The organism is Paenibacillus glycinis (genome assembly GCF_009909185.1).
Lineage (GTDB): Bacteria > Bacillota > Bacilli > Paenibacillales > Paenibacillaceae > Paenibacillus_Z > Paenibacillus_Z glycinis.
Genome location: NZ_JAAAMV010000012.1, coordinates 276,560 through 300,998, shown reverse-complemented (window position 1 = coordinate 300,998; position 24,439 = coordinate 276,560). Strand labels below are relative to the sequence as shown.

The following is a 24,439-nucleotide window of genomic DNA, read 5'->3' as shown; positions in this document are numbered from 1 at the left end:
CATCCCATTTCTGACTCCCTTTCATTGCCTATGCACGCATGTAACGGTATAATCAAAAAGTCGCGTAATAAGATACCCGGCGGGTTTGGAGGCGTAGCATTGATATCAGTTGAGGCGAGATTAGCGAGATTGGCTCTGCAAGGCGATCAGCGAGCTTTTGCCGAGATCGTGGAGCTTTATCAGGACAAGCTTTACCATATGGCGTACCGGATGCTGTACAACCGCCAGGAAGCGGAAGACGTCGTACAGGACGTGTTCCTGCGTGTATATAAGAATTTGGACCGTTACGACGCGACGATGAAATTTTCCACGTGGATCTACCGGATCGCGACGAACTTGTGCATCGACAAGCTCCGCAAACGCAAACCGGTGTATTCGCTGGACGCGGAATCGGGCGAGCACGAAGGGCTGGACGGTTATGCGATGATTCCAAGCGACGACCGGACGCCGGAGAGCGAGCTGCTGCTCTCGGATACGCAGCGAATCATTCACCAGGCAATCGAGACGCTGCCGGCCAAATACAAATCGGTCATGGTGCTGCGTTACCTGGAGGAGCTATCGCTGCAGGAGATCGGGGACGTGCTGGACATGCCGGTGACGACCGTCAAGACGAGGGTCCATCGCGGCCGGGAGTTTCTTCGGAAGAAGCTGGAGCATAAGCTGTAGGAAGCGGGTCCGCCAATCGCCGACCCAATTTTTGGGCAGACGCGGATCTTATAAAAAAGTGAAACATTCGCGTGAATCATACGTATCGAATACTACTGCGAAATTACAACGAAGAAAGGACTGGCTGCTATGAATTGCAACGTCGCCATCATGCTCATGCATGATTATTTGGACGACGAGCTGCCCCATGACGATATTGCAGGGCTGAAGGCTCATCTTGACTCCTGCCCGGAATGCCGCACCCGAATGGAACAGCTGGAACAGACGGAAGCGCTCACGCACAGGATGATGGACACGCATTTCGTCATTTCGGCCGAACAATCCTCGCAGCTGACGCAGCGGATCATGGACGCTCTGCCGGCGAAGCGCCGCAGAACCGGATCCGGATTCGCCCGGTGGGTACGGAATCACCCTGCCGTGTCGGTGGCCGCCGTGTTCGTGCTCGTGATGTTCTCCAGTTTCTTGGCGATGTGGCAGCAAGATAGTCAATTGGCAGTTCGAGGACCTGATCTGGCGGAAGTCGTCATTGAAGGCGATACCGTTACCGTGCCCGCGGGCGCGCATATAAACGGCGATCTGACGGTCGAGAACGGCAAAGCGAACGTGCTCGGCGAGGTGGACGGGGACGTTACGGTGATCTCGGGATCGCTGTACGAGGCCTCCACTGCGCATATCTCCGGAGAAGTAAAGCAGATTGACCAGGCGCTGGACTGGTTTTGGTACAAAGTGACGACCTCCATCAGCAGTTTGGCCTATTGATTTACTGCCTCCCTTAAGCGGGAGGTTTTTTTGTGAAAGAAAAAAGGATTTGCAACCCCGTTTATAGAAAACAATAAGGTTATAATTCCGATAAAAGGAGTAATGTGTGCGCACATTAGGTCTTTGGGGGTTGACGGATGAACTACTTTACCGATATGACGTGGACGATCGCGATCAAAGATCTCATCGACATTTCCATCGTTAGCTATATTATCTACAAATTGATCCTGCTGGTGCGCGGCACGAAAGCCGTACAGCTGTTCAAGGGCATCATCGTGCTCGTGGCGACCTGGGCGCTCAGCACGTGGTTCGATCTGTACACGCTCAAATGGCTGATGAACCAAATGTTCACGCTCGGCGTGTTCGCGGTGCTCGTTATTTTCCAACCGGAGCTTCGACGCGCGCTCGAACAGCTTGGACGAGGGAAACTGTTCAGCCGCACGTCCGTCGTGGATCACGACATCAGCGACCGGATCAACGCGATCATCAAATCGTTGAATTATATGGCCAAGCGCAAAATCGGCGCGCTGATCGTATTCGAGCGGTCGACGGGGCTGCAGGACTACACGGAATCCGGGATACGGATGGAATCCATCGTCAGCTCGGAGCTGCTGATCAATATTTTCATCCCGAACACGCCGCTCCATGACGGCGCCGTCATCATCGGGGGCAGCCACATCAAAGCCGCAGGCTGTTATCTGCCCTTGTCCGAGAATCCGTTCATCAGCAAGGAGCTGGGGACGCGCCACCGCGCGGCCATCGGGATTACGGAGGTGAGCGATGCCGTGTCCGTCATCGTCTCCGAAGAAACGGGCCAGATCTCGCTGGCGGTCGGGGGCATGATCGTTCGCGACATTAAAGAAGAGTCGCTGATCTCGAAGCTGTACGAGGAGCTGAACCCGAAGCCCAAGACGCGCGAGCGTCAAGGCATGAAGATTCCTTTCTGGAAACGGAAAGGGGGCGATGAACGTGGATAAATGGCTCAACCATCCCACGGCGCTCAAAATCATCTCCCTGGTGATCGGGATTCTCATGTGGGCGGTGGTTCATTTCGATTCCGAGAAAACGCCGAGCACGGTCGCGACGCTCACCGAAACGCGCGACATCGACGGCGTGCAGATCAAACCGATCGGCATGGACGACAAAAACTACGCGCTGCGGCTGCTGGATCCCGAGGAAGTGCATCTGACCGTCCGCGGCTCGCGGTCTGATTTGCTGATCGCTTCGCATAACAATGATTATCAGGTTACGGTCGATTTGAGCAAGGCTGCGGAAGGGCGCATGGTGCTGCCGGTCAAGGTCAGCCTGCCCCGGGGCCTCGAGCTCATCGAAGCGCGTCCGAGCAGCGTGACGGTCGTGCTGGAGCGGCTGCTGACGAAGGAGTTCGAAGTCCAAATCCATGCGGAAGGCACGCCTGGCAAGGGCTACAAGCTCGGACAGCCGCTCGTGAAGCCGAACGGCCGCGTGCACGTGACGCTGCCGGAGGACGAGATGAGCCAGGTCGCGTTCGTCGGGGGAACGGTGTCCGTCGACGGCGAGGAAGAAACCGTGGGCGACAAGAAAATGAAGCTCGTCGCGCTCGACAAGGACGGCAACGAGCTGACGGATGCGGTCATCAGTCCAAGCGTCGTCGAAGTGGAAATCCCGATCACTAAGCCGTTCAAGAAGCTGCCGCTGCAGGTCGGGTTCACGGGCAGCCTGCCGGAAGGCTTGGCGATATCGGAGTTCAAGCAGAGCGTCGACGCGATTACGGTTTATGGGCCGCAAGACGCGCTCGACAAGGTTGAATTTTACGATGGGTTAACGATAGACTTGTCGCAATTGAAACAATCGGGTACGATGAAGCTCGATATCAAACCCGGTCAAGATATCGCGACGGTGGACCCCGCGACGGTCACGTTCGACTATACGATCGTGCCGGCCCAGACGAAGCTGCTGCCGAAGCTGCCCGTGACCTTGATCGGCTTGTCCGACGGGTTGAAGGCGCAAATCACGCTGCCTGAGGATGCGCATGTGGATGCGTCCATCAGCGGAGCGGGGAATATGCTGGCGCAGGTCGGCGCGAAGGACGTGCAGCTGGTGGCGGATCTGAGCGGTCTCGGGCCGGGAACGCATGTCGTGCCCGTCGAGATGCACTTGCCGCGGTTCATCGATCAGACGCCGGGCTCGCCGCTCAGCATCTCGGTCACGATCTCGGACGGCACGACGACGCCTGCCGGCGTCACGGATTCGGAGGGGGCGGGGACGCCTGACGGCAGTTTGCCGACGGACGGACAGCCGGCTGCGGATCCGAATGCCGACGGGGGCTCGGATCCGACGTCCGATGGCGGCGCTACGTCGAATAACGGCAAGAGTAGCGACGATCCTGTCAATACGGAACAACCGGGAACGGACGCCGGCACGCATGAGAATCAAGAGACACAGCCGGACAATAATCCGGCGAACGGAAATCCATAATCAAAAGGGGAACTTACAGACATGGGGAAATATTTTGGAACGGACGGTGTTCGCGGCGTCGCAAACCGCGAGCTCACGCCCGAGCTCGCTTATAAAATCGGCCGCTGCGGCGGATACGTCCTGGCTGGCCAAGCCGAGAAGCCGAAGGTCGTCATCGGCCTCGACACCCGGATTTCCGGGCCGATGCTGGAGGCATCGCTGATCGCGGGGTTGCTCTCGATCGGCGCGAGCGTGGTGCGGATCGGCGTCGTGTCGACGCCGGCGGTCGCGTATCTGACGCGCGTATTGGGGGCCGATGCGGGCGTCATGATCTCGGCTTCGCATAACCCGGTCGAAGATAACGGCATTAAATTTTTCGGCGGGGACGGTTTCAAGCTGTCCGACGAGACCGAGAACGAAATCGAACGGCTGATGGACGCGGAAGTGGATGAATTGCCGCGGCCGGAGGGCGGCGATATCGGCACCGTGACGGTGGACGAATCGGCGAAACGGGTATTCATGGACTTCTTGAAGACGACGGTCACGCAGTCCTTCGCGGGACTTAAGATCGTGCTCGATTGCGCGAACGGATCGGCCCACAGCATCGCGCCGACGGTGTTCCGCGAGCTTGGCGCGGAAGTGATCACGGTCGGTGCCGAACCGAACGGCCTCAACATCAATGACGGCGTCGGCTCGACCCATCCGGAGCATCTGCGCGAGGAAGTATTGAAGCACGGGGCCGACCTGGGTCTCTCCTTCGACGGCGATGCGGACCGCCTGATCGCGATCGACGAGCACGGCGATGAAGTCGACGGCGATTATATCCTCTGCATCTGCGGCGACGCCATGAAGCGTGCAGGGAAGCTCAAAAACGATACGGTCGTGACCACGGTCATGAGCAACATCGGCTTTTTCAAAGCGGCGCAGAAGATCGGCTTGCAGACGGCGCAAACGGCGGTCGGAGACCGTTACGTCATGGAAGAGATGCGCCGGGGCGGCTTCAATCTGGGCGGCGAGCAGTCTGGCCATGTCATCTTCTTGGATTACAATACGACGGGCGACGGCATTCTGACCGCGCTGCAATTGACGGATACGCTGATCGCGTCCGGCAAAAAGCTGAGCGAGCAGAAAAAACTGATGCGCAAATACCCGCAGGTGCTGGTCAACGTGCGCGTAGCCGATAAAACCGCTTATAAGACCAATCCGGCGATCGCGGCTGTCATTGCCGAAGTCGAGCAAGAGCTCGGCGACAACGGTCGCGTGCTCGTGCGTCCTTCCGGCACGGAATCGCTGATTCGCGTCATGGCCGAAGGCCCCGAGAAGGACCAGGTCGAGGCATATGTGGCGCGGATCGTGGATACGGTACGCAAGGAGCTCGGAGCGGAATAATCATACGTTCATTCAGGCAACCTAGAGGCGTGAAGCGCCTCCGTGGTTGCCTTTTCATCGTGAATTGTCACGATATTCTCCATGGCGGTCGTAGGCCCGCTTTGCATTGTAAACGGTTACCAAAAGATTGGGTTGCACCTTTCCGCTAAAATGCATATAGTAGAAAGTGATATTCAGGAAGGAAAGCGAGGATAGAAGTTAGAAGCACGACCAAGCGCCAGAGCTTGCGCTTCATCTTGCGGCTGCTGCAGCGGTTCAATTCGGAACGGACCCTGCGGATTCATTCAAACGGCTGTTCGATCGGCAAGCTGACGAGGTGGAGGTGTTCGGAATTTTCGGCGGGGACCTCCCGGTATCGCATTCAACCGTAAGCCGATTCTCAAATAGACCGGGCAACTGGTCTGACAAAAGATCGGCAGGATGCTCGATAGCAAGCGGAAGCGCGCAGGCGGCAACGGAGGCCGTAGGTGCGCGGATTTTTAAGGAACGGATGACGCATACCAGCGATGAAGCGTGGTTTGTCCGGTCAGGCTTTTCCGTTCGATGATTTGAGCCGGGCGTTTGATATCACACGGATGATATCGACCCGGAAGATTGAGGATGGCATAAATTTGTCGTCGCCATTGCGCCGTGCGTAGATGAGCACGACTTGATTCGGTGTACCTCCGAAGAGAGGTTAGTTTCGAATGCAGCGCGCGAATTGAAGCGTAATGCTGCGCTTTGTTTCTTATTGTCTAAATATCCTTTGCGGGGACGATGCCGGCGAATAGAGCGGCTTTGCGCCGCCATGCTTTGACAGGTATTCAAAGGCATCCGGATCGAGCGGGGAACTATCGATAACGGAGGTCTATTCATATGTGTGGAATTGTAGGTTATATCGGTAAACGGGATTCGCAGGATATCTTGATCGAGGGCTTGAAGAAGCTGGAGTACCGCGGGTACGACTCGGCAGGTATCGCCGTGTTCACGAAGAACGGATTGGAAGTGCGCAAGTCGATCGGGCGTTTGGCTAATTTGGAGCAGAAGCTCGACGGGCAGCCGCTGGAGGGCTCGGTCGGCATCGGCCATACGCGCTGGGCGACGCACGGCAAACCGTCGGACGTGAACTCCCATCCGCATACGGACAACTCGCTGAAGTTCTCCGTCGTGCACAACGGCATCATCGAGAACTACCTGGATCTGAAGGATGAGCTGATCGCCAAAGGCTGCAAGTTCGTATCGGAGACGGACACGGAGGTGATCTCCCACCTTGTCGCGGACGAATACGACGGCGATATCGTGAAAGCCGTGCAGCGCGCGGTGAAACGGATGCGCGGCGCGTTTGCGCTTGGCGTATTGACGGAATTCGAACCGGATCGTCTCGTTGCGGTACGTTTTGCAAGTCCGCTCGTCATTGGCGTAGGGAAAGGCGAGAACTTCATCGGTTCCGACATCCCCGCCATTCTCGAGCATACGCGGGACGTGTACATCCTGAACGACGGCGAAATGGCGATTTTGACGAAGAACAGCGTCGAATTGATGACGATCGAGGGCGAATTTATTTCCAAGGAAATATTCCATGTCGATTGGGACCTGGAAACGGCGGAAAAAGCCGGATACGATCATTTCATGCTGAAGGAAATATACGAGCAGCCGAAAGCTTACCGCAACACGATGATGGGGCGGATCTCGGATGACGGCCGTTCCGTTGTTCTGAAGGAAATCGGCATGACGGCCGAGCAAATCCGCGGCATTCGCAAGGTGCATATCGTCGCCTGCGGAACGGCATTCCATGCCGGGCTCGTCGGCAAAACGATCATCGAGGATCTGGCCCGCATTCCGGTAGAAACGGATGTCGCGTCGGAGTACCGGTACCGCTCGCCGATTATTACGCCGGATACGCTCGTCATCGTCGTCAGCCAATCCGGCGAAACGGCGGATACGCTGGCCGCGCTGCGCGAAGCCAAGCGCAACGGCGCCCGCGTGCTGGCGATCACGAACGTCGTCGGCAGCTCCGTTGCCCGGGAAGCGGACGATGTCATCATCACGCAGGCCGGTCCGGAAATCGCCGTGGCCTCGACCAAGGCATATACGTCGCAGCTGATCGCGTTTTATCTGTTCGGTCTGTATCTGGCCCAAACCATCGGCACGCGCGATACCGCGTCCGTGACGGAAGTGCTTGCGGCGATGAACGAATTGCCCGAGCAAGTGGAACGCATCCTGGACAGCGCGGAAGTGCTGAAGCAAATCGCGGAGTCCTTGGCAAAGCACAAGAATTTGTTCTTCATCGGCCGCGGCGTCGACTTCGCGGTTGCGCAGGAAGGCTCGCTCAAACTTAAAGAGATCTCGTACATCCACTCCGAAGCGTATCCGGCGGGCGAGCTGAAGCACGGCACGCTGGCGCTGATCGAGGAGGGCATTCCGGTCATCTCGGTCATCACGCAGGAAGACTTGTATGAGAAGACGCTGAGCAATATCAAAGAAGTGAAGGCCCGCGGCGCGCATGTGCTCGCCCTTGTCAACGCCGGCAATGAAGAAGAAGTCGGCAAATCCGTCGACGAGCTCTTCTCGATTCCGAAGACGCTGCCGCTGTTGGCACCGGCATTGTCCGTCGTGCCGCTGCAGTTGATCGCGTATTACGCGTCGCTGGCGCGCGGCAACGACGTGGATAAGCCGCGGAATTTGGCGAAAAGCGTGACGGTGGAGTAAAGGAATCAGTCCCGATGCATAATTTTGTTGGGAGATAAAAAAGTGTGGAACCAATAAAGAAAGTATGGAACCAGAAATAAAAGTATGGAACCAGTAAAAAAACTGTGGAACCACTAATGGAAGAGCTACAAAATTACTTCTAGGGTTGTCCTTCATAAATATTTGAAGGCAACCTTTTTTTTGAGGAGTGAAAAGATGGCAACTATCGGAGATAAGATTAAAGCCATAAGAAAAGCAAGAGAATTGAGCCAAGTTGAATTCTCAGCAATCATAGGTATATCTCAGGGACGTCTAAGTGAAATAGAAAAGAACATTACTAAGCCCTCAGCGGAAACATTAATACAACTTAGAAAGAAGTTTGACATAGATATCAACTGGTTGTTGGATTAATTGACTTATGGCCACAAGACTAGGTGAAGTTATCAAATGCCTTGAAGGCTAACAGTGCGGGCTACACATGTTCTTTCCTGATCAATATCTACGCCAATGACTAGCTTCACAACAGTAATACATTAAGTAGGTAAGCAGCAAAGCGAAATAAAAAGCGGTTGAGAAGGATTAACCTATCCTACTCAACCGCTTTTCTATGATGACTGGAAAGCTTCTATAGACGCGACCATTGACCGAATCGAAAACCGACGAATTGGGATGTGCCTACCGATAACATGGCCTGGACGGATATCTTCAACTTAGCGAAGCGCGTCGCGAAGGGAGAAGGCAAGGATCGGAAGTTCGGGCTGGCCTTTAATCACTATAACAGTGATCCATACTGGGATCTCCAGACGTACGCCGCGCCGCTTCAACTGAAGATGTTCGATAAAAAGGCTGAGAAAATGTCGGTTGATACGGCGCTGTGGAAGAAGGTTTGGAATGACTTTGCCGATCTCTATCAGTCGAAAATCATTCCGAGTCCAGCGGATTTGAACCTCGGAGGCGGAGATCATATCAAAAACAGCGTCATCATCACCGATCCATTCCAGAGCGACATATTCATGAACGGTCGCGTGGCCATGACGATCGCCGGCTACGACTACGTGTCGCAGCTCACTCAAGCGAGGGACGCCGCAGCCAAGAACCCGAAAATCCCGAGCGTGGACTGGGATGTCGTCACCATGCCGCAGTTCACCGAAGTTCCAGGCACCGGCGGGAACATTATGCTGAACAATCTCATGGCGATCAATGCGAATGCGCAGAACGGCGAAGACGCATGGGATTTCATTGCCTTCAACAACAGCAAGGAATGGGCGAGGCTCAAGTCCCGCAGCAGCTACGAGATGGTCTCCCGCAAGTCGTTCCTGAAGCCGAAAGACGGCAATACCTATAACATTGCAGCTTTCTATTCGCTTAAGCCAGTGCCCCCCCAGGATCCGGTCATCGACAGACTTTATGAGGAGAAGCCGAACTTGTATCAGATCCGTCAGCTGGCGCAGCAGTTGATCCTGGATGTGCTAGAGAAGAAGAGATCCGTCGATGAGGCGCTCGAAACGTGGCAAACGCAAGGCGATGTCCTCCTGCAGCAAATTAAAACGAACCCGAACGGTCCGCTTGACGGTACGGGTACGTATGATGGAGGTGGCAAGACAAACTAATAATGCCGACTGAATAAAGAGTTGCTGGCCGAAGCGTGCAATGAATAGCGAAGTGGAGCTCTTAATACGTCTATTGGGAGTATTGTCGGCCAACAAACCATCAAAGCTATACATGTACCGCCTTCATTCAAGGGTTAATTACTGACGGACTGAAGGAGAAGGTGGTGGGTCCAATACGTAACTATTGGGTCGGGATGGCGAGTGATGGAACGAATACGCCTATTTCATGACATAGCCCTAATGGCTAAAATCGCATCACGTAGGACCATATGCTAGCTAAAAAGACTATGACCTTGACTAATCTATCGTATCAGAGGCGCTCGTTTTTGTGAAAAGAGCAAATTAACGCTCTAAAGGAATCCCCTGATGAAATAAGGAAAAATTGCAGAGAAATGAATGAATAAACGGCGAATCCACTTCAATTATCGGAGATTGTTCATGAACTTATCCGTCGAGAAGGGGTTAATACAGGATGATATTTGAAATCAACGAGGAAATGAAAATGAAAATAAACCAGTGGGACTCTTGCAGCCCTATGGACGGTTCAGGTGCTAAGTTTGCATATACATTCGTCCCCACTGGGTTGGGATTATTTATCAAGGTTCAATGTGATGTCTGTAAGAGAGAATTAGACCTTACTGATGACTTTTTAAAATAAGAATCTATAGGAGTGAATCATTCAATGAGATCTCGTATCATTAGGAATGAAATTCGCTGTAAGCATTGTTTAGTTGATATAATCTCAATGGATATTCATGATATGAAGTTTTGTGACTGTGGAAAAGTTGGTGTAGATGGGGGGAGGGACTATTTAAAGCGCTTTGGTTTACCTGAGGACTTCGACGAGAAGTCTATTTTGGTCCTAAGTGAAGAAGAGTGGTAGCGAATTAATAATAATATGAATAATGGAGTCCGTGCAAAGGCTAGGTATATGGTGCACCGATTTTTTATATTAAAGATGGAAAGCGTATTTGTGAACATGCAAATGGAGATATAGAAGTAATTGAAATTCTCAATGAGAAATGATAAATCAATACTTGAAGAAGAGATTTTACTGATGAAATTAATTGAGAGAAGATGCGGGTTCTTTAGTAACCACTTCTTCTCCTTTTGAAAACGGAAAATATTCAGATATAGGATTTAAGTATGCTTTCTAAGAATAAGGTTTTGTGCATTTTTCATTATTTTTTTGTATCTAGTGCCGCTAATACATCTTTGGAAAGTCGATAAATTATTTCTATTTCATTCAGACTTCGTGTGAGAAGCAGTACTTTTAAGGAATCTAGTACTTGTTCTTTTTCTGATAATTGTACAGTGCTGAAAAGCTCGACTGGACTAATACGTAATGCATCAATAATTCTCTCCATTGTTACAATCGATATATTTTTTTCTCCACGCTCAATGCCGCCAATATACGATTGTGGGAGATCAACTTTCTCACCAAGCTCGGCTTGTGTAAGTCCTCGATTCTTCCGGAGTATACGAATTTTATTCCCTATTTGGTTCACTAAGTCCGCCATGTAGACCACCTCTTATTAAAGAGTAGGTCAGTCATCGGAGTAGTTAAATACACTTATAACATATAAAACCATTTGATTTTATATTCTATAAGATCTATTATGGTGTTAAAATACCATCATAATGGAGAGAAAAACATCATGAACACTGCTCTTCCAAACCAAGTAGTTATTGAGAATGTCTTATTAAGCAAAATAAGAGGTAAAATTGCATACCAAGGAAATATATCCGCAGCAACTATGATGAATTTGTATTACGTAAAGCCATATGATGATCCATCTGGCAAAGGGTATCAACGACCGGTCGATCCAAAAAGGAGTCACGATTTTGCTATTTATCTTTCTAAGGGTGAAGATGCGCTATTTACGCCTATTTTACTCAATGCTGCCTCTAACTGGGAGTTCGGTTGTTACGATCGCGAGCGGCCTTATTACGGACGTCTGATTTGTAAAGAGAAAGCTTCTTTGATGGATGGCCAGCATCGTCTAGGTGGTATTCAACGTTATATTCAAGAAACGAACTCTGATATGAACGTACCGTTTTTATCTTTCCATTGCTTAGATGAGGACGAAGAAATAATGCTTTTTGACACAATAAACACGAAAGCTAAAGGAATTGGGCCATCTTTAAGTAAGTATCTTCGTAGAGAATCGGATGAATTGAGCTGGGTAGCGACACAATTATTAATTCAAAGAGAGAGCCCTTTCCACAATAATGGCAGCATTATTGGAAAGCGTAACAAAGGAAGGCATATCACACTTCAAAACTTGTATAGGACGTTAAACTTTTTATTTAAGGATAGGAAGTTAAGTGTATTGTCGCGTGAGGAAAAACTTGCTCTTGCTATCTATTACTTCACGCAAGTTAAGGAACTGTTTCCTGCGGAATGGATGGACTATAAAGGGCAACGATTGACGCATATTGTCTGTCTCGACGCATTATCAATTGCCGGCTCTCAGGTTCTAGCCATCTGTATACAAGAGTCACGAAAACAAGTTGAGCTAGCGGTTGCAGCGCGTCACATTAAGAAACTAAAGGGAATTCAGTGGTCTAGTGATGGGCCATTAAAATATGTGAAGGGATTGAGTGGATCGAGGACACTGGCATCGGAATTAGTGGAACAAATGATTAGCTAGAAAAGAGCACAGAGGTAATTGTTAATATTTCACACGGTAAGTATTATCGTTTCCAACCGCCCTAAAGGGGCGGTTTTTTACATTGTCGAAGAAATTACCTTGGCTTTGTGCTGCATTTTGTTACCTATCTTCAGTTAATTGATTTAAAGTAAGTGTCAATAAATCAGAAATGAATTGCTTCTGTTGAACAGATAAAGCATGGCTACGGAAAAAGATACGATGCTCAGAATTAAGCAATTCAATTAAATCGATATTAGCTCTATTCAAATCATACGCTTTATCAGTTACCCCAAGAAGGTAATCTGCCCCAAGACCTAGTTGCCAAACGAGAATCATGATTTCATCTTTGTTAGGTTGTGTGTATCCTCTTTCCCAGTTGGAGATCATTTGGGCAGATAGCCCTGCCGATTCCGCCAATTCTGCTTGCGTTAAATTAAACTCTTTCCTCCGTTGACGTAATCGATGACGGAATTTATCCTTTGCATCCATTATGTTTCCTCCTTGATCTACTAATAAAATAACGGATTTCGTTATTTAGAGCAAGTGATGATCACTGACATCTGTATTGACAAACGAATTTCGTTATAATAATGTGTTATTGGTATTAAAAATATCGGATTTCGTTAAAAATACTGGAGGTAATTGGATGGCAAAGAAAAGAACAAGAACGACTGCCTCATCAATTGCGCGGAGAATAAAAGAGGGAAGGGGAACTGGACATTACTCACAATATAGACCTTGGTTAACAATTCATGATGTTCCTTCCATCGGAGTTGTGACAAGAATATTGGGATGGAAAAGCGGAAGGCTGCATCACTACCTATCAGAACATTTTGAATTGGCTCATCATTTTCAAATGGATTGGTCTGAAGATGTAATCGACATTCGTGAACAGTATCCTTTGTTACCGCTAGAAAAGACATTGTACATTGCACAGAAGTTGGGTATCCGGCACCCAGTAGATCCGAAAACTAAACACCCCATTGTGATGACTACAGATATGCTGCTCACCTTAAGAAATGATGATGTAACAAAGTTTGTTGCTCATTCAATCAAACCGATGAACCAATTGAACAAACGAACTCTTGAGAAACTACAGATCGAAAAAGAATTCTTTAAGGATGATGGTATTGAGTGGGCATTAATTACAGAAAAGCAGATAAATTATGACTTGGTTAAAAATGTAGAATGGCTGCATTCAACTAAATCGATTTACAACAACTCTAGTATAACTAAAGCACTTGTAGATCAACTCCAACCAGATTTATATGCTGCAATTACTCAGAGTGACCTTCCATTAGCCAAAGTTACTTTAGCAAAAGACCAGCAATTCGCATTGCCAAAAGGAACATGCATACAGATTGTTAAACATTTGATTGCGAACCGTTACTGGGTAGTCGATATGTGTCAGCGAATAATGCCTACTCTAAAGCCGCTACATATCCATGAAAATAAATATCCACGTACTGGAGGAGAGCTATGAGTCTTTTCGTTAACAATGTTTTAAAAAGAAATAGTGATGAAAGTGGGCGTTTAGAATCGGAGCGAATTCTTTGGATTGATCGCGCTCAGAATTGTGCAATAACGATTTCGATTATTGATAAGAGTGCACTTCCTCAAGAAAAAATGCTTTCTGAACTAGAGACTGATGTTGCTGAAGGGCGACTTTTAAAACTGCCATATGACCCTTATGCGAAGTTTATGGTTACAGATGACAAGTTAAGCGAAAAAGAGAAGGAAATAAGGGACAATGCATGGTTAGCGATTAGCGATATTGTAGATTTAGAACCGAATATTTATGACAAATCGGAAAGATATCAAATTATAAAAGATGTTTGCACACGGAAAAACAAAGGAAAGAAGTTGATTTATAAGTATCTTCGTTATTACTGGATGGGTGGGAAAAAGGAGAATGCTTTGCTACCGAGGTTTCGCAATTGCGGGGGCCCATCAAAGAAGAAAAACCCTAGGATGAAGATGGGACGAAAGCGCCGATTAGCAACGGAGGATCCGCTGTTAAATGGGGTTATAGTGAATGAGGAAACACGCAAGATATTTGATGAATTCACGACAAAGGTGTACCTGAAAGTTAATAGAAGAGATTCCGTGAAATATACATATATTTTAATGCTCAAGGAACGCTATGGAATTGATACGAAAATGGAACATGGGGTTGAAGTACCTGTTATTCCAGAGTCTCACGAAGTCCCGAGTATTGCCCAACTCCGTTATTATATCCGAACGAAATACACTCGACGAAAACGTTTAGTATCACGAGAGGGTCAAGTGACCTTTGATAGAGATTTACGTCCGCTACTTGGATCGGAGACAAGAAAAGCATCAGGACCTGGGCAGATTTTTGAAATTGATGCTACAGTTGCAGATGTTTACTTAGTTAGCATGGACGATATTAATCAAATCATTGGTAGGCCTGTAGTGTATATCGTAGTCGATGTATGGACGCATATGGTTGTAGGCATGTATGTCGGTTTTGAGGGACCTTCCTGGCAAGGCATTATGATGGCTATAGAAAACACTAGTGTAGATAAGGTCGAATATTGTTCTCAGTTTGATTTGGACATTCTCAAAGGTGAATGGCCGTGCCATCATATGCCTCAATATTTCTACGCAGACCGCGGGGAAATGGAGAGTAAGTATGCTGATTCGTTAGGGAAGGCACTTGGAATTAAATTAAAGAATGCACCGCCTTACCGAGCCGACTTAAAGGGGATTGTAGAACAACAATTCAGGACGTTGAATTTGACTCTTCAGCCATGGACACCTGGTGCTGTAAAGAAAGAATATGTAAAGCGTGGAGGACCAGACTACGTTCTAGATGCCAAGTTGACTATAAAGGATTTCACGAGAATGGTAATCGAGGTCATCCTACATCGTAACAATTTTCATTATATGGAACACTACCCGTTGGACAAGGCGCTCTCTCGAGATCAAGTTAAGCCCATTGCGAGGGAGTTGTGGAACTGGGGCATTGCACATGATCATTTCTTGCAAGAGGTAGATCCCGATATCGTGAGGTTGAATGTCTTGCCCGATACGGAAGTGACTGCAAGCGCCCAAGGAATTTACTTTGAAGGAATGTATTTTGGAAGTAAAGAGTTAGAAAGTCAAGGTTGGTTCGTGCAAGGTAAGTCTATTAAAGCAGTCATTGCTTACGATCGTAGATGTATGAATCATGTCTATGTAAAAGTAGACAATGGAAGAGACTTTATAAAATGCTGGTTGCTCGAGAAGTCTTCACGCTTTTTAGACCTCAGTTTGGAGGAAGTCAAAATGAAGCGATACGAGGAAAGGCTTGCGAAAGATCGATACGAATCCACCATACTGCAACAGGAGGTGAGTTTAGCTGCGAGGCTCGAGGCAGTTAAGCAGAAAGCAGAAGAGAGAGTTGAAGAGCAACGTGATGCCTCATTAACCAAAACGGAACGAAAAGCAAATATCCGAGCGAATCAAAAGGATGAACGGGACAAGTTAAGAAAAGAGCAGAGTTATGAGTTAGATAAACCAGTTGATGATGATGTTAGGGAAATTGGAGATGAAGAACCTAATCTCGATAATGTTATTAAATATAAGCCGAGATCGAAACTAGACATGTTATCAAAAGTGAAAAAGGGTTAAGGATAGCTTTGTAGTTCAAGAAATTCAAGAAAGGAAGATTAAGATGGAACGAAAGAGTGATTTGGAAACAATGTATTACTATACCCCGAGCCTGATTGGCCGTCAAATTGAGGCAGCATATTTGCAACAAATAATAACGGGGTACAAAAATAATCCCTTCATAGAAGCATTACCACCTATATTTGAGGAGGAAGAAGTAGCAACCCAAATAGCCAGATTCCCAGATCATAATGAAGAACAACGTAAGTTAGGAAAACAAACGAGACTCCACTTAATCCAACAAATTTCGGATTATGTTCAGCCGTTGCCTTCACATCTAGTGGTGGAACAACGATTATCGAGAATGATGCGACATGGTTACAAATCAAGGAACCCTCTGTCAAGAGAATCCGTCAAACAGTTCCATATTGGATTTAAGAGCATCTTGGAGTCCGGAGTTAACGATGAAGGAGTTAATCTTGCCGGTATTCGTTCTACTGCATCAGGATTTGCCATACTCGGTGTTAGTGGCCAAGGCAAAACAACAGCTATAGAAAGCTCTTTACTGCTTTACCCACAGGTAATCGAGCATTCCACATACCAAGGGCAACCGTTTATTAGAAAGCAACTGGTGTGGCTTAAACTCAACTGCCCTCATGACGGTTCTCTGAAGGGATTATGTATTAACTTTCTGCAGGCTGTCGACTCTGTATTGGAGACGAATTATTTTCGGAAGTTTGCTTCTAAAGGATCTTCTGTTGACATGCTCTTGCCTGTAATGGCTCATGTTGCAACTCTTCATGGACTTGGCGTACTCGTGATCGATGAGATCCAAAATCTTAGCTTTATGAAAAGCGGCGGGGCCGAAAGAATGCTTAATTACTTTACACAATTAATTAATACAATTGGCGTACCAGTCATCCTTATCGGCACTTTTAAGGCAATGAAGTTACTATCAGGTTCGTTTAGCCAGGCAAGGAGGAGTACTGGTCAAGGCGATATGATCATGGATCGGTTAACGGAAGGTGAAGAATGGGAATTCTTTATTCAGGAGCTATGGAAATACCAGTGGACATGTACTGCCACAAAATGCACTAAAGCACTGAAAAAGGAAATGTATGAACTATCCCAGGGGATTGTAGATATTGCGGTAAAACTTTATATGCTCGCCCAGTGGGAAGTCATTATGTACGGAGAAGACAAAGAGCGGATTACGGGCGGAGTCCTTAAAGAGGTTGCGCGTCGTCATATGCAGTTGGTACAGCCTCTGCTCAAAGTTCTTAAGCGAAACGATCCTGCGGCAAAGATCTTGGTGGATGACTTATACCCTAAGTGGGACGTATTAGACCAGTACCTTAGGACTGCTGAAGAGAAGGTGAATGTTCAAGGTGAAATACGTTCTAGACTGATGCGGGATGAGAAAATTGAAGTGGACCAAGAACGATTTTTGGAGTTGGTGAAGACTGCAATTGACTTTGGAGTTCCTGCGGAGAATGCGGAGCAGTTAGCAAAACGTGTTTTACTGCGGAATGAGACGGAAAGTGATTTAGTTCATCTGAGAAGACTAATACTTCATGAAATTGAGTTGAGTGACGCCTCAGAAGATATTCAGAACCCAATAGTTTCTGAAAGTAAAACAAGGTTAAACGACCAACAAAAACCAAGGAAAAACACGACTAGTAAAGCGGTAGCAAGCATTCTAGAAGTAGATGATCTCAGACGTGCTGTTACAAGCAGCAAAGTAAAGAGTGAAGAGATCTATGATAACTTGGTCGGGCTTGGCACGGTTCCTTCCGATGAGGATATATCAAAGCTGACTGTTAAGGATATTAGTAGTAGGAGGAGAAGGGAAGTACAAAGTAAAAACCATGAAAAGGAATGATTTCAGTGGTAGCATATTTCCCTTCTTTATATCCCGACGAGCTGCTCTACAGTGGAATAGCGAGATATCATCAACTTTCCGGTAATATTGCGCAGAAACATACCATCCGGGATTTGTTTGGAAATCATCTTGCATGTGCCACGGTAGATTTGCCGAGCCATCTAAAATATTTGTCAGAGCGACTAGGATCAGTTTACAGCGTTCGAGAACTCATCATGAAGCATACGTTATATCCGTATTACAGTTCGTTTATATCTAAAAATAGAGCTAGCAAAGCATATGATTTAATGAGTGAGGGGGCTCCTCAAGGGAAAGTTCACGTACTACTCGGAATACCGGCAAGTACAATAAAATTGCCAGGTTACTTAAGGTATTGCAGCATTTGTTATGAAGAAGACCTTTCATTATTTCATGAACCATATTGGCATCGATCTCATCAGGCTCCGGGAGTGTATGTATGTCAACTTCATAAAAAGGTTCTAATGGAATCCAAGATATCTTATGTGACTCGAGGGAAAAAATTCGGATTCACTCCTCTAATCGAGCTGGAGAGAGAGGATTCACAAACTATACACGTGCATCCAGAATGTTTATATCAATATGAAATGGTTGCAGCTCGGTCATATGAGTTACTTTCTGCAACAAATATGGTTCCCGATTGCTCTAGGATTGCTAAAGTGAATCTTATTGAAAAAGGCTATTTGACAGCCCAGGGTAGAATACGCTTTTTGAAATTGATTCGAGACTTTAATACACACTTTCCCCCAGAATTCCTCAGACATATGCAATGTGAAGTTGATGGTGCACTATTCGAATCTTGGTTGCACAAGATGATTAGGGGTCAGGACTTAATGTTTCATCCTATACGGCACATATTAGTAGGCAACTTTTTTGGATTAACAAAATTAGACGTAGGCGAGCAGTATGAATATAAATATCAAGAAGTAACGAGAAAGGGAGGGAGTACTGAGCACGAGAATAATTCGCGATCGCCTAATCAAATTCTAGACTGGAGGAAAAGAGATGAGTTGACTCTTACTGAGGTAAAGCAAGTTGTTATAAAGATAAAATTACAAGAAACAAAGCCAAGGCGGATATCTCTCTCATTAGTTTCGAATAGTCTTGATAAATTCAAAGTACCATTCGTGTTAGAAAAGTGCTTAAATAAACTGCCTAAAACGAAACGATTTTTAGCTAGGGAAATTGAAAGTACAGAAGGGTTCCAAATACGGCGACTTGAATGGGCGGCAGCACAACTTGTAAGTGAAGGAACAAAAATTCAAGGATGGCGTCTTCTTAAGGCCGCGGGGTTAAACAGGCCTCTTAGAAGATCTGTTGAGGAAAAGTTTAATAGTTTATGTCATTACTATTTTGAAAAGACAAACAGGAGATCATTCATATGTACTTGAGTTTTTTTCCAACCCCATACCCAGATGAAGACTTTCGAAGTATTATACACCGTTATCATATTAGATCTATAAATACTGAAATTCATAATTCCAAACAAGAGTTGCTAGGAGTGAAATCCCCTCATAATACGTATTTCCCGTACAATATAAAGCATCTGCTAGAAAAGTTGCCTCCAATGTCAGGATTAAATGAAGAACTATTAATTAACAAACATACACTACTTCCACTGTTTAAGCCATTCATAAGTGAATCGCGCTCACAAAAAGTGAGTAAGGAGATACTTACAGGTGTCACACTAGATAAAAGTTACATTGCAGGGAAATTAGCTTTAAAAGTTATTTCAGAAGTTGTTCGATATTGTCCAATATGTTTGGAAAGTGATTATAAACAGTATGGTGAGGTATACGCTCATCGTACTCATCAATTGATGTTATTTGAAACGTGTCCCTCACATGCGGTGCCTCTAATATCTCATTGTCCAGAATGTTCGGAATGTCTAAGTAAAAAAGTAGCGGAATCTCTACTCACCACTCCTTGTTGCTCAAGAGGACATAAGTTGAATTCACAGTTGTATGAGCATGAGAGCAATATCTTTAATCAAGAGATAAATGATGATATTCAATTTATTATGAATAACTCTATGAATATTGAGCGAGAAATGATTATAAGAAAGTTACGTGAAGCGTGTTGGGAGAAAGGGTACTATACATATTCAGGCCAACTATCTAAGAGGTTAAGTTACGAATTTTTGTTAAAGTATTCTGAGGAGATGTGTTTGAAATACGGCGTCTCGAAGAGTTTTATTATATCAAACACACGTTGGAGACAGATGCTAGATTCAAATAGTAATCAAACTAATATAATACTTTATATTTTACTCATGCGTTTATTTTCTCCAAATGTTAAAGATTTTCTTGAGAGAAGTGAAATTTGTATTAGTAATCCACTTCCATATGGTTGTAGACCGTGGAAATGTTTGAATCGACTCTGTGAGAATCATCAGAGTAGTAGTCCGATTCTCACGAAGACATTTTCAGAGATAAAGAATGGTAGACATTTTGTTCTGTTTACATGCTCGGCCTGCCAGATCAAGTTTTCTGTTGGTTGGGACCTGGAAGAAAGAAGCAACGGTTATGTGAAAATAATAAACAAAGGGGAGCTATGGAATCGTGAAGTCCTAGAGCTTTACTTCCAGGGTCTAAACAACAAAGAGATAGCAAAAAAAGCACATTCAAATCAAGCGGTGATAAGAAATGCCTTGGTAAGGCTACTAGGGCAAGACTATAAACAAAAGCAGTCTATTGAAAATCTCAAGGACGTAATTGGTGATATTATCGATGCAACAAATAGTATTGCTAACAGTGAAGAATTAATAACTAAATCCCGAAAAAAATTGATGGATATTCTTAAAGTCAGTCCCAATTTAACTCGACATCAAATTTATAAAGCACTTAAAGGCCACTATTCAATATTAATGAAACATGATTACGAGTGGCTAAATGATATATTGCCCAATAAGAAGGCACCTTCAAATAAACTAGATTTGGAGCTTATTGATAAAGAGCTTAGTGAAAAAGTTCAAGCAGCAGCTGAGCTTTTGTATTTAAAAAATCCGTCGACACAAATTAAGAGATTTTCTATTATGAATGTATTGAACCGGCTAGATCAAGGGAGGATTCGTGATCGGTTATCCAAAAAGGAACTCTTGCCTAATACAAGATTAATGCTCGAGAAATATGTTGAAACGAAGGAAGATTATTTGATTAGGCACATACCTAGTATCGTTTCTCAATTAAAGGCATCAGGGTACCGTAATCCGACATTTCAAAGCATTGTTGCATTTCGAAGATCTTATAGAAACCTTCCATTGAACACGCAGATTAAAATACAAGAAAAACTTAATGAAGTAATGGCAGCAACTGATACATTGTAAAGAGACCCTTTGTTTATTTGGATTACTCAATAGCCGAGAAACCCATTGAGCTCTCTGGTAAGAGCTACGGTAGCTTTTTTCGACTGCCCCTGAAGCCCCATACATTGTAATTGTTGGTCTAGCTTGATGAGTATTAAAACTACAATAACGTCAACCAGCCCTCATCATGATTATATGTTGGGGGCTGGTTGACGCTTATATAGCAATGAATAAGAAGTTTTATCCTTTTCGATGGCCCTAATTAAAGAATCGCATATTTTTCTTTATGTCTTTTAAAATCTTTTTCTTTAATGAAGTAAAGTTCATTTGTAACTCTTGTTATCGCTACATAGAGTGGATTTATTTGAGCAGGTGTTAAATGATCACAAGAGAAATCTTCTTCAAACAATGATTCGAATGTCTTGGTTAATATAATACAGGTTTTATTGTAGGTATCGCCTTTAGAATAGCCCCAATTTATAGTTGGCAAGCAGTTGTATTTACGACTATCTCTAAAGAATAACTTTATTATGTTGATATCTTCTATAACCTCCGTTATTCTTGAATTTTCCTCTAGCAACTCGAAGTGACCTTTAACTATGCTTGATGACTGTATTTTGATACCAAGTTTAGTACTAATAAATTCACATATCTCTCTTGGAACACGTCTACTTTTTATTAAAGTCATTTCATCTATATGAGTTCCTTTAAAAAGTAATTTGTATTCATCTTTTGATATAAAGTGTTTCCCTTTGGTAAATGGTTTACTGGCTGTAAAATTAGACTTACTCACTGAGTGTTGGTGAAAGTCCCCTACAGCAAAGACTTTTGCATTTTTTTCATTTATAAGCATTGATAGTAATTCAAAATCTTTACCCATAAAATCCTGTAGTTCATCAAAATAGAGTTGATCACAAAATTCAAATAAACGTTTAATTATTACTTTTTTTATTTCCTTCGATTGAGCTAAAACTAAACTGGAGATTCTTGATGAGTAATATTTCTGATTGTTTAGGTAGTGTCTATAGTCATCTTGTTTACGATATTTATAATTTGGCTTTCCATTAACTCTTTGAGGTTCGGGTTCCTTATTTATTTCCACTCCAACAGTTATTATAGCTGTTCTATCTCCTATGGTTAAGATCGGCTCGAAAGGTTTCAAAAGCCACCTATATACAAAACTGGTGAAGGTTAATACTTGTGTGTTTTTAGGTAGTTCTCCATGTGTGTTTTTTATCTCTCTTTTAAGGTTAGCGACATTCTGTCTAGTGTATGTAATGACCAAATTTCTTGAAATAGGATTTATATGATTCGCTATATAATACGTTTTTCCAGAACCAGCTGCTGCAAGCATTATTGTAGAACGAGCCATTCAATTCCCTCCTGAATGTACTCTGGTAGTAGAACGATCTCTTTATAATTATCCTCTTCAGAAATCCTTAAGGCAGCCTCAGTTTTATTTTTGAGCATATAAGCTAGATTTTTATCTGTTGCTACTTCACGATACTCAGCTTTAGTACCTGGTTTAATATCCGAAATAGTATTAAGTTCAGAAGCATTTTTATTAAAGAGACAAACTTCAAAAGTAAATTCAATAACAGAATCTGAGCATTTAACTTGAATATTAGTATATTTTTTATTTAACTGACCAATAGAGTCCACAGTATCTTGATCCCCATCATTATCGGTAATAACTAAAAGAGAGTTATTAACAACTTTAGATAGTTCAATATAATGTTTATAAGTAATACCTCCCCCTGATAATATCTCAATATTTTTTCCTTCTAGTGTATACGATAGTGAGTTCTTTACAAGTTGTGGTAATAAAATGAATTCGCTATTTCCCTCTACAAGAATTACCTTTTGAGCTAATATGAAATTTAATAGTTGCATATTATCTGTCTTCATAAAGTAGTCTGCAGCATCCTCTTGAACTTTTTCTAGAGAATGACATGTTCCTTTACTAATCCATATTGTATTCCGTAAATCCAGCCTGCTAACGATCAACGGATTATGCGTAGTAATTATCATTTGAGCGTTGCCACACATGGTCTGAATATCTTTAATAAGCTTTCTAGTATTGATATAGCTCAAATGGTTTTCCGGCTCTTCTAATAGAATTAGATCACATTCAACCTCTAAGGCAATTTCCGTTTTAATTAAATTTTCTTTTCCTTTACCCTTGTTTTGAATTGAGACCCCATCACTCTTTAGATCAAGTAAATTTTCTAATACCGTCTTATCCTCATCAATTCCAAAATTGTATTCTTTTATATTTAGTTGTTCGTTATTTTCTGTTATAAAGTTTTGAATGTTTTTTCTAAATTGATAAGAAAGATGTTGTCTATCACGTACTTTTATATTGTTATTAAAAATTCTCTTTGAATAAGAATCAAAGAGGTTATTTTTTCGAATAGAATTATCAATCAATACGTTTTTTAATGGAGATTTTTTATTAATATATTTTCTGCCGGCAAAAGTAACCCATTCTGCTATGTAGTAATCTGTCGGGACAAAGCTCTCATCATAACCCCCGTCATACATACTTTCAAGAAGTTCACGATAACTTTCATCAAATTTGTACGTGAAAGTAATGCCGTTCTTTAGGATAGGAGTAAATGATGAATGTAGTCCGTTAAAATACTCGGAATTCAATTCATTTTCATCATTAAATAATAACTCGATTTCAATTCTAGGTAAGGTGTCAATAGATGGATTAGTTTTATATTGATGAACAATATCGTTATTGAAATATTTTTCTGAGTTATTCGTAGAATTAAAGATTTTTTGATTAAGTGCGATATCAATGGCCTCTAATATGGTGCTTTTTCCAGCTTCATTTTCGCCAATCAGTACATTAATATGTTTGTTGAAGCTAATAGTAAAGTCTTTGAACTTCTTAAATCCTTTAATCTTCAACTGCTCTATATACATTTAGGTCCTCCTTGATCATGATCCTTAGTAATCAATAATAATATTAAATTCTTGTTGGAGTTCATTTTAAGAATACTTCAGTTGGTAATGTTTGTATATGTCGATTTTAACAGAGTGGTAGATGAGAGGGGAGCCTTTGGAACTGCCTTCAGAATGTTGCAGTAATGCAAATTTATTGTGGACATTAAGAATTTATCGAGATGATTTTCACATTTTCAGGGCAGTCAAAATTATGGTAGAATTAGGGAACTGACACCGGATATCGAAATAGTACTAATTCACATATAGAAAGGATTTAGAAGGTAGTAATATCACCAGTAGAGCGTGGAATTATATATTCTATATAAATGATGATGATGCAGTCACTAAGCTGAAAGACGTCACAGAATGCCTACTAAATGTCAGTGTGTCATCTCGTCTGGAATTGGTATTGTATATTTATGTGTAGGGCATGATGAGTGCGTGTTCTCCTGAATGTTTAGAAGATGAAAAATTAAGCGAGTCT

General features: G+C 44.4%; 19 protein-coding genes. 15 read left to right on the top strand and 4 right to left on the bottom strand.

Features of this window, described 5'->3' with window-relative positions; genetic code table 11:
* Positions 1-99: 99 nt before the first annotated feature.
* The 9 genes from sigW (at position 100) to GT019_RS32795 (ending at position 10,410) form a co-directional block, all read left to right on the top strand.
* Complete coding sequence (sigW, locus tag GT019_RS16890; RefSeq protein WP_161744359.1) at positions 100-666, top strand: RNA polymerase sigma factor SigW; 567 nt, start codon at positions 100-102, stop codon at positions 664-666.
* Positions 667-795: 129 nt separating this feature from the next.
* Complete coding sequence (locus GT019_RS16885; RefSeq protein ID WP_161744358.1) at positions 796-1,425, top strand: zf-HC2 domain-containing protein; 630 nt, start codon at positions 796-798, stop codon at positions 1,423-1,425.
* A gap of 137 nt (positions 1,426-1,562) precedes the next feature.
* Positions 1,563-2,402: a diadenylate cyclase CdaA gene (gene cdaA / locus GT019_RS16880; protein ID WP_161744357.1), complete on the top strand. Its 840-nt coding sequence runs from the start codon at positions 1,563-1,565 to the stop codon at positions 2,400-2,402.
* On the top strand, positions 2,395-3,882 hold the full coding sequence (locus GT019_RS16875; protein WP_161744356.1) for a CdaR family protein: 1,488 nt from the start codon (positions 2,395-2,397) through the stop codon (positions 3,880-3,882). The genes cdaA and GT019_RS16875 overlap by 8 nt, the downstream gene beginning before the upstream one ends.
* Positions 3,883-3,903: 21 nt before the next feature.
* A complete protein-coding gene (glmM, locus tag GT019_RS16870; RefSeq protein WP_161744355.1) occupies positions 3,904-5,250 on the top strand; it encodes a phosphoglucosamine mutase in 1,347 nt (448 codons plus the stop codon).
* A gap of 855 nt (positions 5,251-6,105) precedes the next feature.
* The gene (gene glmS / locus GT019_RS16865; RefSeq protein ID WP_161744354.1) at positions 6,106-7,938 is read left to right on the top strand and encodes a glutamine--fructose-6-phosphate transaminase (isomerizing); all 1,833 of its coding nucleotides are present in this window, start codon (positions 6,106-6,108) and stop codon (positions 7,936-7,938) included.
* A 195-nt stretch (positions 7,939-8,133) separates the two neighbouring features.
* Entirely contained in the window at positions 8,134-8,328 is a 195-nt protein-coding gene (locus tag GT019_RS16860; protein ID WP_161744353.1) for a helix-turn-helix domain-containing protein, read from the top strand.
* Positions 8,329-8,603: 275 nt separating this feature from the next.
* The gene (locus GT019_RS16855) at positions 8,604-9,527 is read left to right on the top strand and encodes a type 2 periplasmic-binding domain-containing protein (protein ID WP_161744352.1); all 924 of its coding nucleotides are present in this window, start codon (positions 8,604-8,606) and stop codon (positions 9,525-9,527) included.
* Between the two features lie 682 nt (positions 9,528-10,209).
* Positions 10,210-10,410, top strand: coding sequence for a DUF7695 domain-containing protein (locus GT019_RS32795; RefSeq protein ID WP_456238649.1), 201 nt, complete (start codon positions 10,210-10,212; stop codon positions 10,408-10,410).
* Between the two features lie 298 nt (positions 10,411-10,708).
* Here the strand turns inward: GT019_RS32795 and GT019_RS16850 are convergent, their stop codons facing one another.
* Positions 10,709-11,047, bottom strand: a complete 339-nt coding sequence (locus tag GT019_RS16850) for a helix-turn-helix domain-containing protein (protein ID WP_161744351.1) — start codon at positions 11,045-11,047, stop codon at positions 10,709-10,711.
* A 138-nt stretch (positions 11,048-11,185) separates the two neighbouring features.
* Here GT019_RS16850 and GT019_RS16845 point away from each other — a divergent pair, with 138 nt between their 5' ends.
* The gene (locus GT019_RS16845; RefSeq protein WP_161744350.1) at positions 11,186-12,181 is read left to right on the top strand and encodes a DGQHR domain-containing protein; all 996 of its coding nucleotides are present in this window, start codon (positions 11,186-11,188) and stop codon (positions 12,179-12,181) included.
* A gap of 120 nt (positions 12,182-12,301) precedes the next feature.
* On the opposite strand, the gene GT019_RS16840 is transcribed toward GT019_RS16845, so the two are convergent.
* Entirely contained in the window at positions 12,302-12,670 is a 369-nt protein-coding gene (locus tag GT019_RS16840) for a helix-turn-helix domain-containing protein (RefSeq protein WP_161744349.1), read from the bottom strand.
* A gap of 157 nt (positions 12,671-12,827) precedes the next feature.
* On the opposite strand from GT019_RS16840, the gene GT019_RS16835 reads away from it, so the two are divergent.
* The 5 genes from GT019_RS16835 to GT019_RS16815 are packed head-to-tail and all read left to right on the top strand — an operon-like array spanning position 12,828 to position 21,021.
* On the top strand, positions 12,828-13,664 hold the full coding sequence (locus GT019_RS16835; RefSeq protein ID WP_161744348.1) for a TnsA endonuclease N-terminal domain-containing protein: 837 nt from the start codon (positions 12,828-12,830) through the stop codon (positions 13,662-13,664).
* Positions 13,661-15,817: a Mu transposase C-terminal domain-containing protein gene (locus GT019_RS16830; protein ID WP_161744347.1), complete on the top strand. Its 2,157-nt coding sequence runs from the start codon at positions 13,661-13,663 to the stop codon at positions 15,815-15,817. The genes GT019_RS16835 and GT019_RS16830 overlap by 4 nt, the downstream gene beginning before the upstream one ends.
* Positions 15,818-15,860: 43 nt before the next feature.
* A complete protein-coding gene (locus GT019_RS16825) occupies positions 15,861-17,678 on the top strand; it encodes an ATP-binding protein (RefSeq protein ID WP_161744346.1) in 1,818 nt (605 codons plus the stop codon).
* Positions 17,675-19,087: a TnsD family Tn7-like transposition protein gene (locus GT019_RS16820; protein WP_235948343.1), complete on the top strand. Its 1,413-nt coding sequence runs from the start codon at positions 17,675-17,677 to the stop codon at positions 19,085-19,087. Before GT019_RS16825 ends, GT019_RS16820 begins: the two co-directional genes overlap by 4 nt.
* Positions 19,078-21,021, top strand: a complete 1,944-nt coding sequence (locus tag GT019_RS16815) for a TnsD family Tn7-like transposition protein (protein WP_161744344.1) — start codon at positions 19,078-19,080, stop codon at positions 21,019-21,021. The genes GT019_RS16820 and GT019_RS16815 overlap by 10 nt, the downstream gene beginning before the upstream one ends.
* Before the next feature lie 241 nt (positions 21,022-21,262).
* On the opposite strand, the gene GT019_RS16810 is transcribed toward GT019_RS16815, so the two are convergent.
* On the bottom strand, positions 21,263-22,372 hold the full coding sequence (locus tag GT019_RS16810) for a DEAD/DEAH box helicase family protein (RefSeq protein WP_161744343.1): 1,110 nt from the start codon (positions 22,370-22,372) through the stop codon (positions 21,263-21,265).
* Entirely contained in the window at positions 22,354-23,934 is a 1,581-nt protein-coding gene (locus GT019_RS16805) for an ATP-dependent nuclease (RefSeq protein ID WP_161744342.1), read from the bottom strand. Before GT019_RS16805 ends, GT019_RS16810 begins: the two co-directional genes overlap by 19 nt.
* Between the last annotated feature and the right edge of the window lie 505 nt (positions 23,935-24,439).

Bases quoted from the DNA above. Each gene is read 5' to 3' on its own strand.
- GT019_RS16885 (WP_161744358.1), top strand. From the start codon at position 796: ATGAATTGCAACGTCGCCATCATGCTCATGCATGATTATTTGGACGAC.
- cdaA (WP_161744357.1), top strand. From the start codon at position 1,563: ATGAACTACTTTACCGATATGACGTGGACGATCGCGATCAAAGATCTC.
- glmM (WP_161744355.1), top strand. From the start codon at position 3,904: ATGGGGAAATATTTTGGAACGGACGGTGTTCGCGGCGTCGCAAACCGC.
- glmS (WP_161744354.1), top strand. From the start codon at position 6,106: ATGTGTGGAATTGTAGGTTATATCGGTAAACGGGATTCGCAGGATATC.
- GT019_RS16860 (WP_161744353.1), top strand. From the start codon at position 8,134: ATGGCAACTATCGGAGATAAGATTAAAGCCATAAGAAAAGCAAGAGAA.
- GT019_RS16855 (WP_161744352.1), top strand. From the start codon at position 8,604: ATGGCCTGGACGGATATCTTCAACTTAGCGAAGCGCGTCGCGAAGGGA.
- GT019_RS32795 (WP_456238649.1), top strand. From the start codon at position 10,210: ATGAGATCTCGTATCATTAGGAATGAAATTCGCTGTAAGCATTGTTTA.
- GT019_RS16850 (WP_161744351.1), bottom strand. From the start codon at position 11,047: ATGGCGGACTTAGTGAACCAAATAGGGAATAAAATTCGTATACTCCGG.
- GT019_RS16845 (WP_161744350.1), top strand. From the start codon at position 11,186: ATGAACACTGCTCTTCCAAACCAAGTAGTTATTGAGAATGTCTTATTA.
- GT019_RS16840 (WP_161744349.1), bottom strand. From the start codon at position 12,670: ATGGATGCAAAGGATAAATTCCGTCATCGATTACGTCAACGGAGGAAA.
- GT019_RS16835 (WP_161744348.1), top strand. From the start codon at position 12,828: ATGGCAAAGAAAAGAACAAGAACGACTGCCTCATCAATTGCGCGGAGA.
- GT019_RS16830 (WP_161744347.1), top strand. From the start codon at position 13,661: ATGAGTCTTTTCGTTAACAATGTTTTAAAAAGAAATAGTGATGAAAGT.
- GT019_RS16825 (WP_161744346.1), top strand. From the start codon at position 15,861: ATGGAACGAAAGAGTGATTTGGAAACAATGTATTACTATACCCCGAGC.
- GT019_RS16820 (WP_235948343.1), top strand. From the start codon at position 17,675: ATGATTTCAGTGGTAGCATATTTCCCTTCTTTATATCCCGACGAGCTG.
- GT019_RS16815 (WP_161744344.1), top strand. From the start codon at position 19,078: ATGTACTTGAGTTTTTTTCCAACCCCATACCCAGATGAAGACTTTCGA.
- GT019_RS16810 (WP_161744343.1), bottom strand. From the start codon at position 22,372: ATGGCTCGTTCTACAATAATGCTTGCAGCAGCTGGTTCTGGAAAAACG.
- GT019_RS16805 (WP_161744342.1), bottom strand. From the start codon at position 23,934: ATGTATATAGAGCAGTTGAAGATTAAAGGATTTAAGAAGTTCAAAGAC.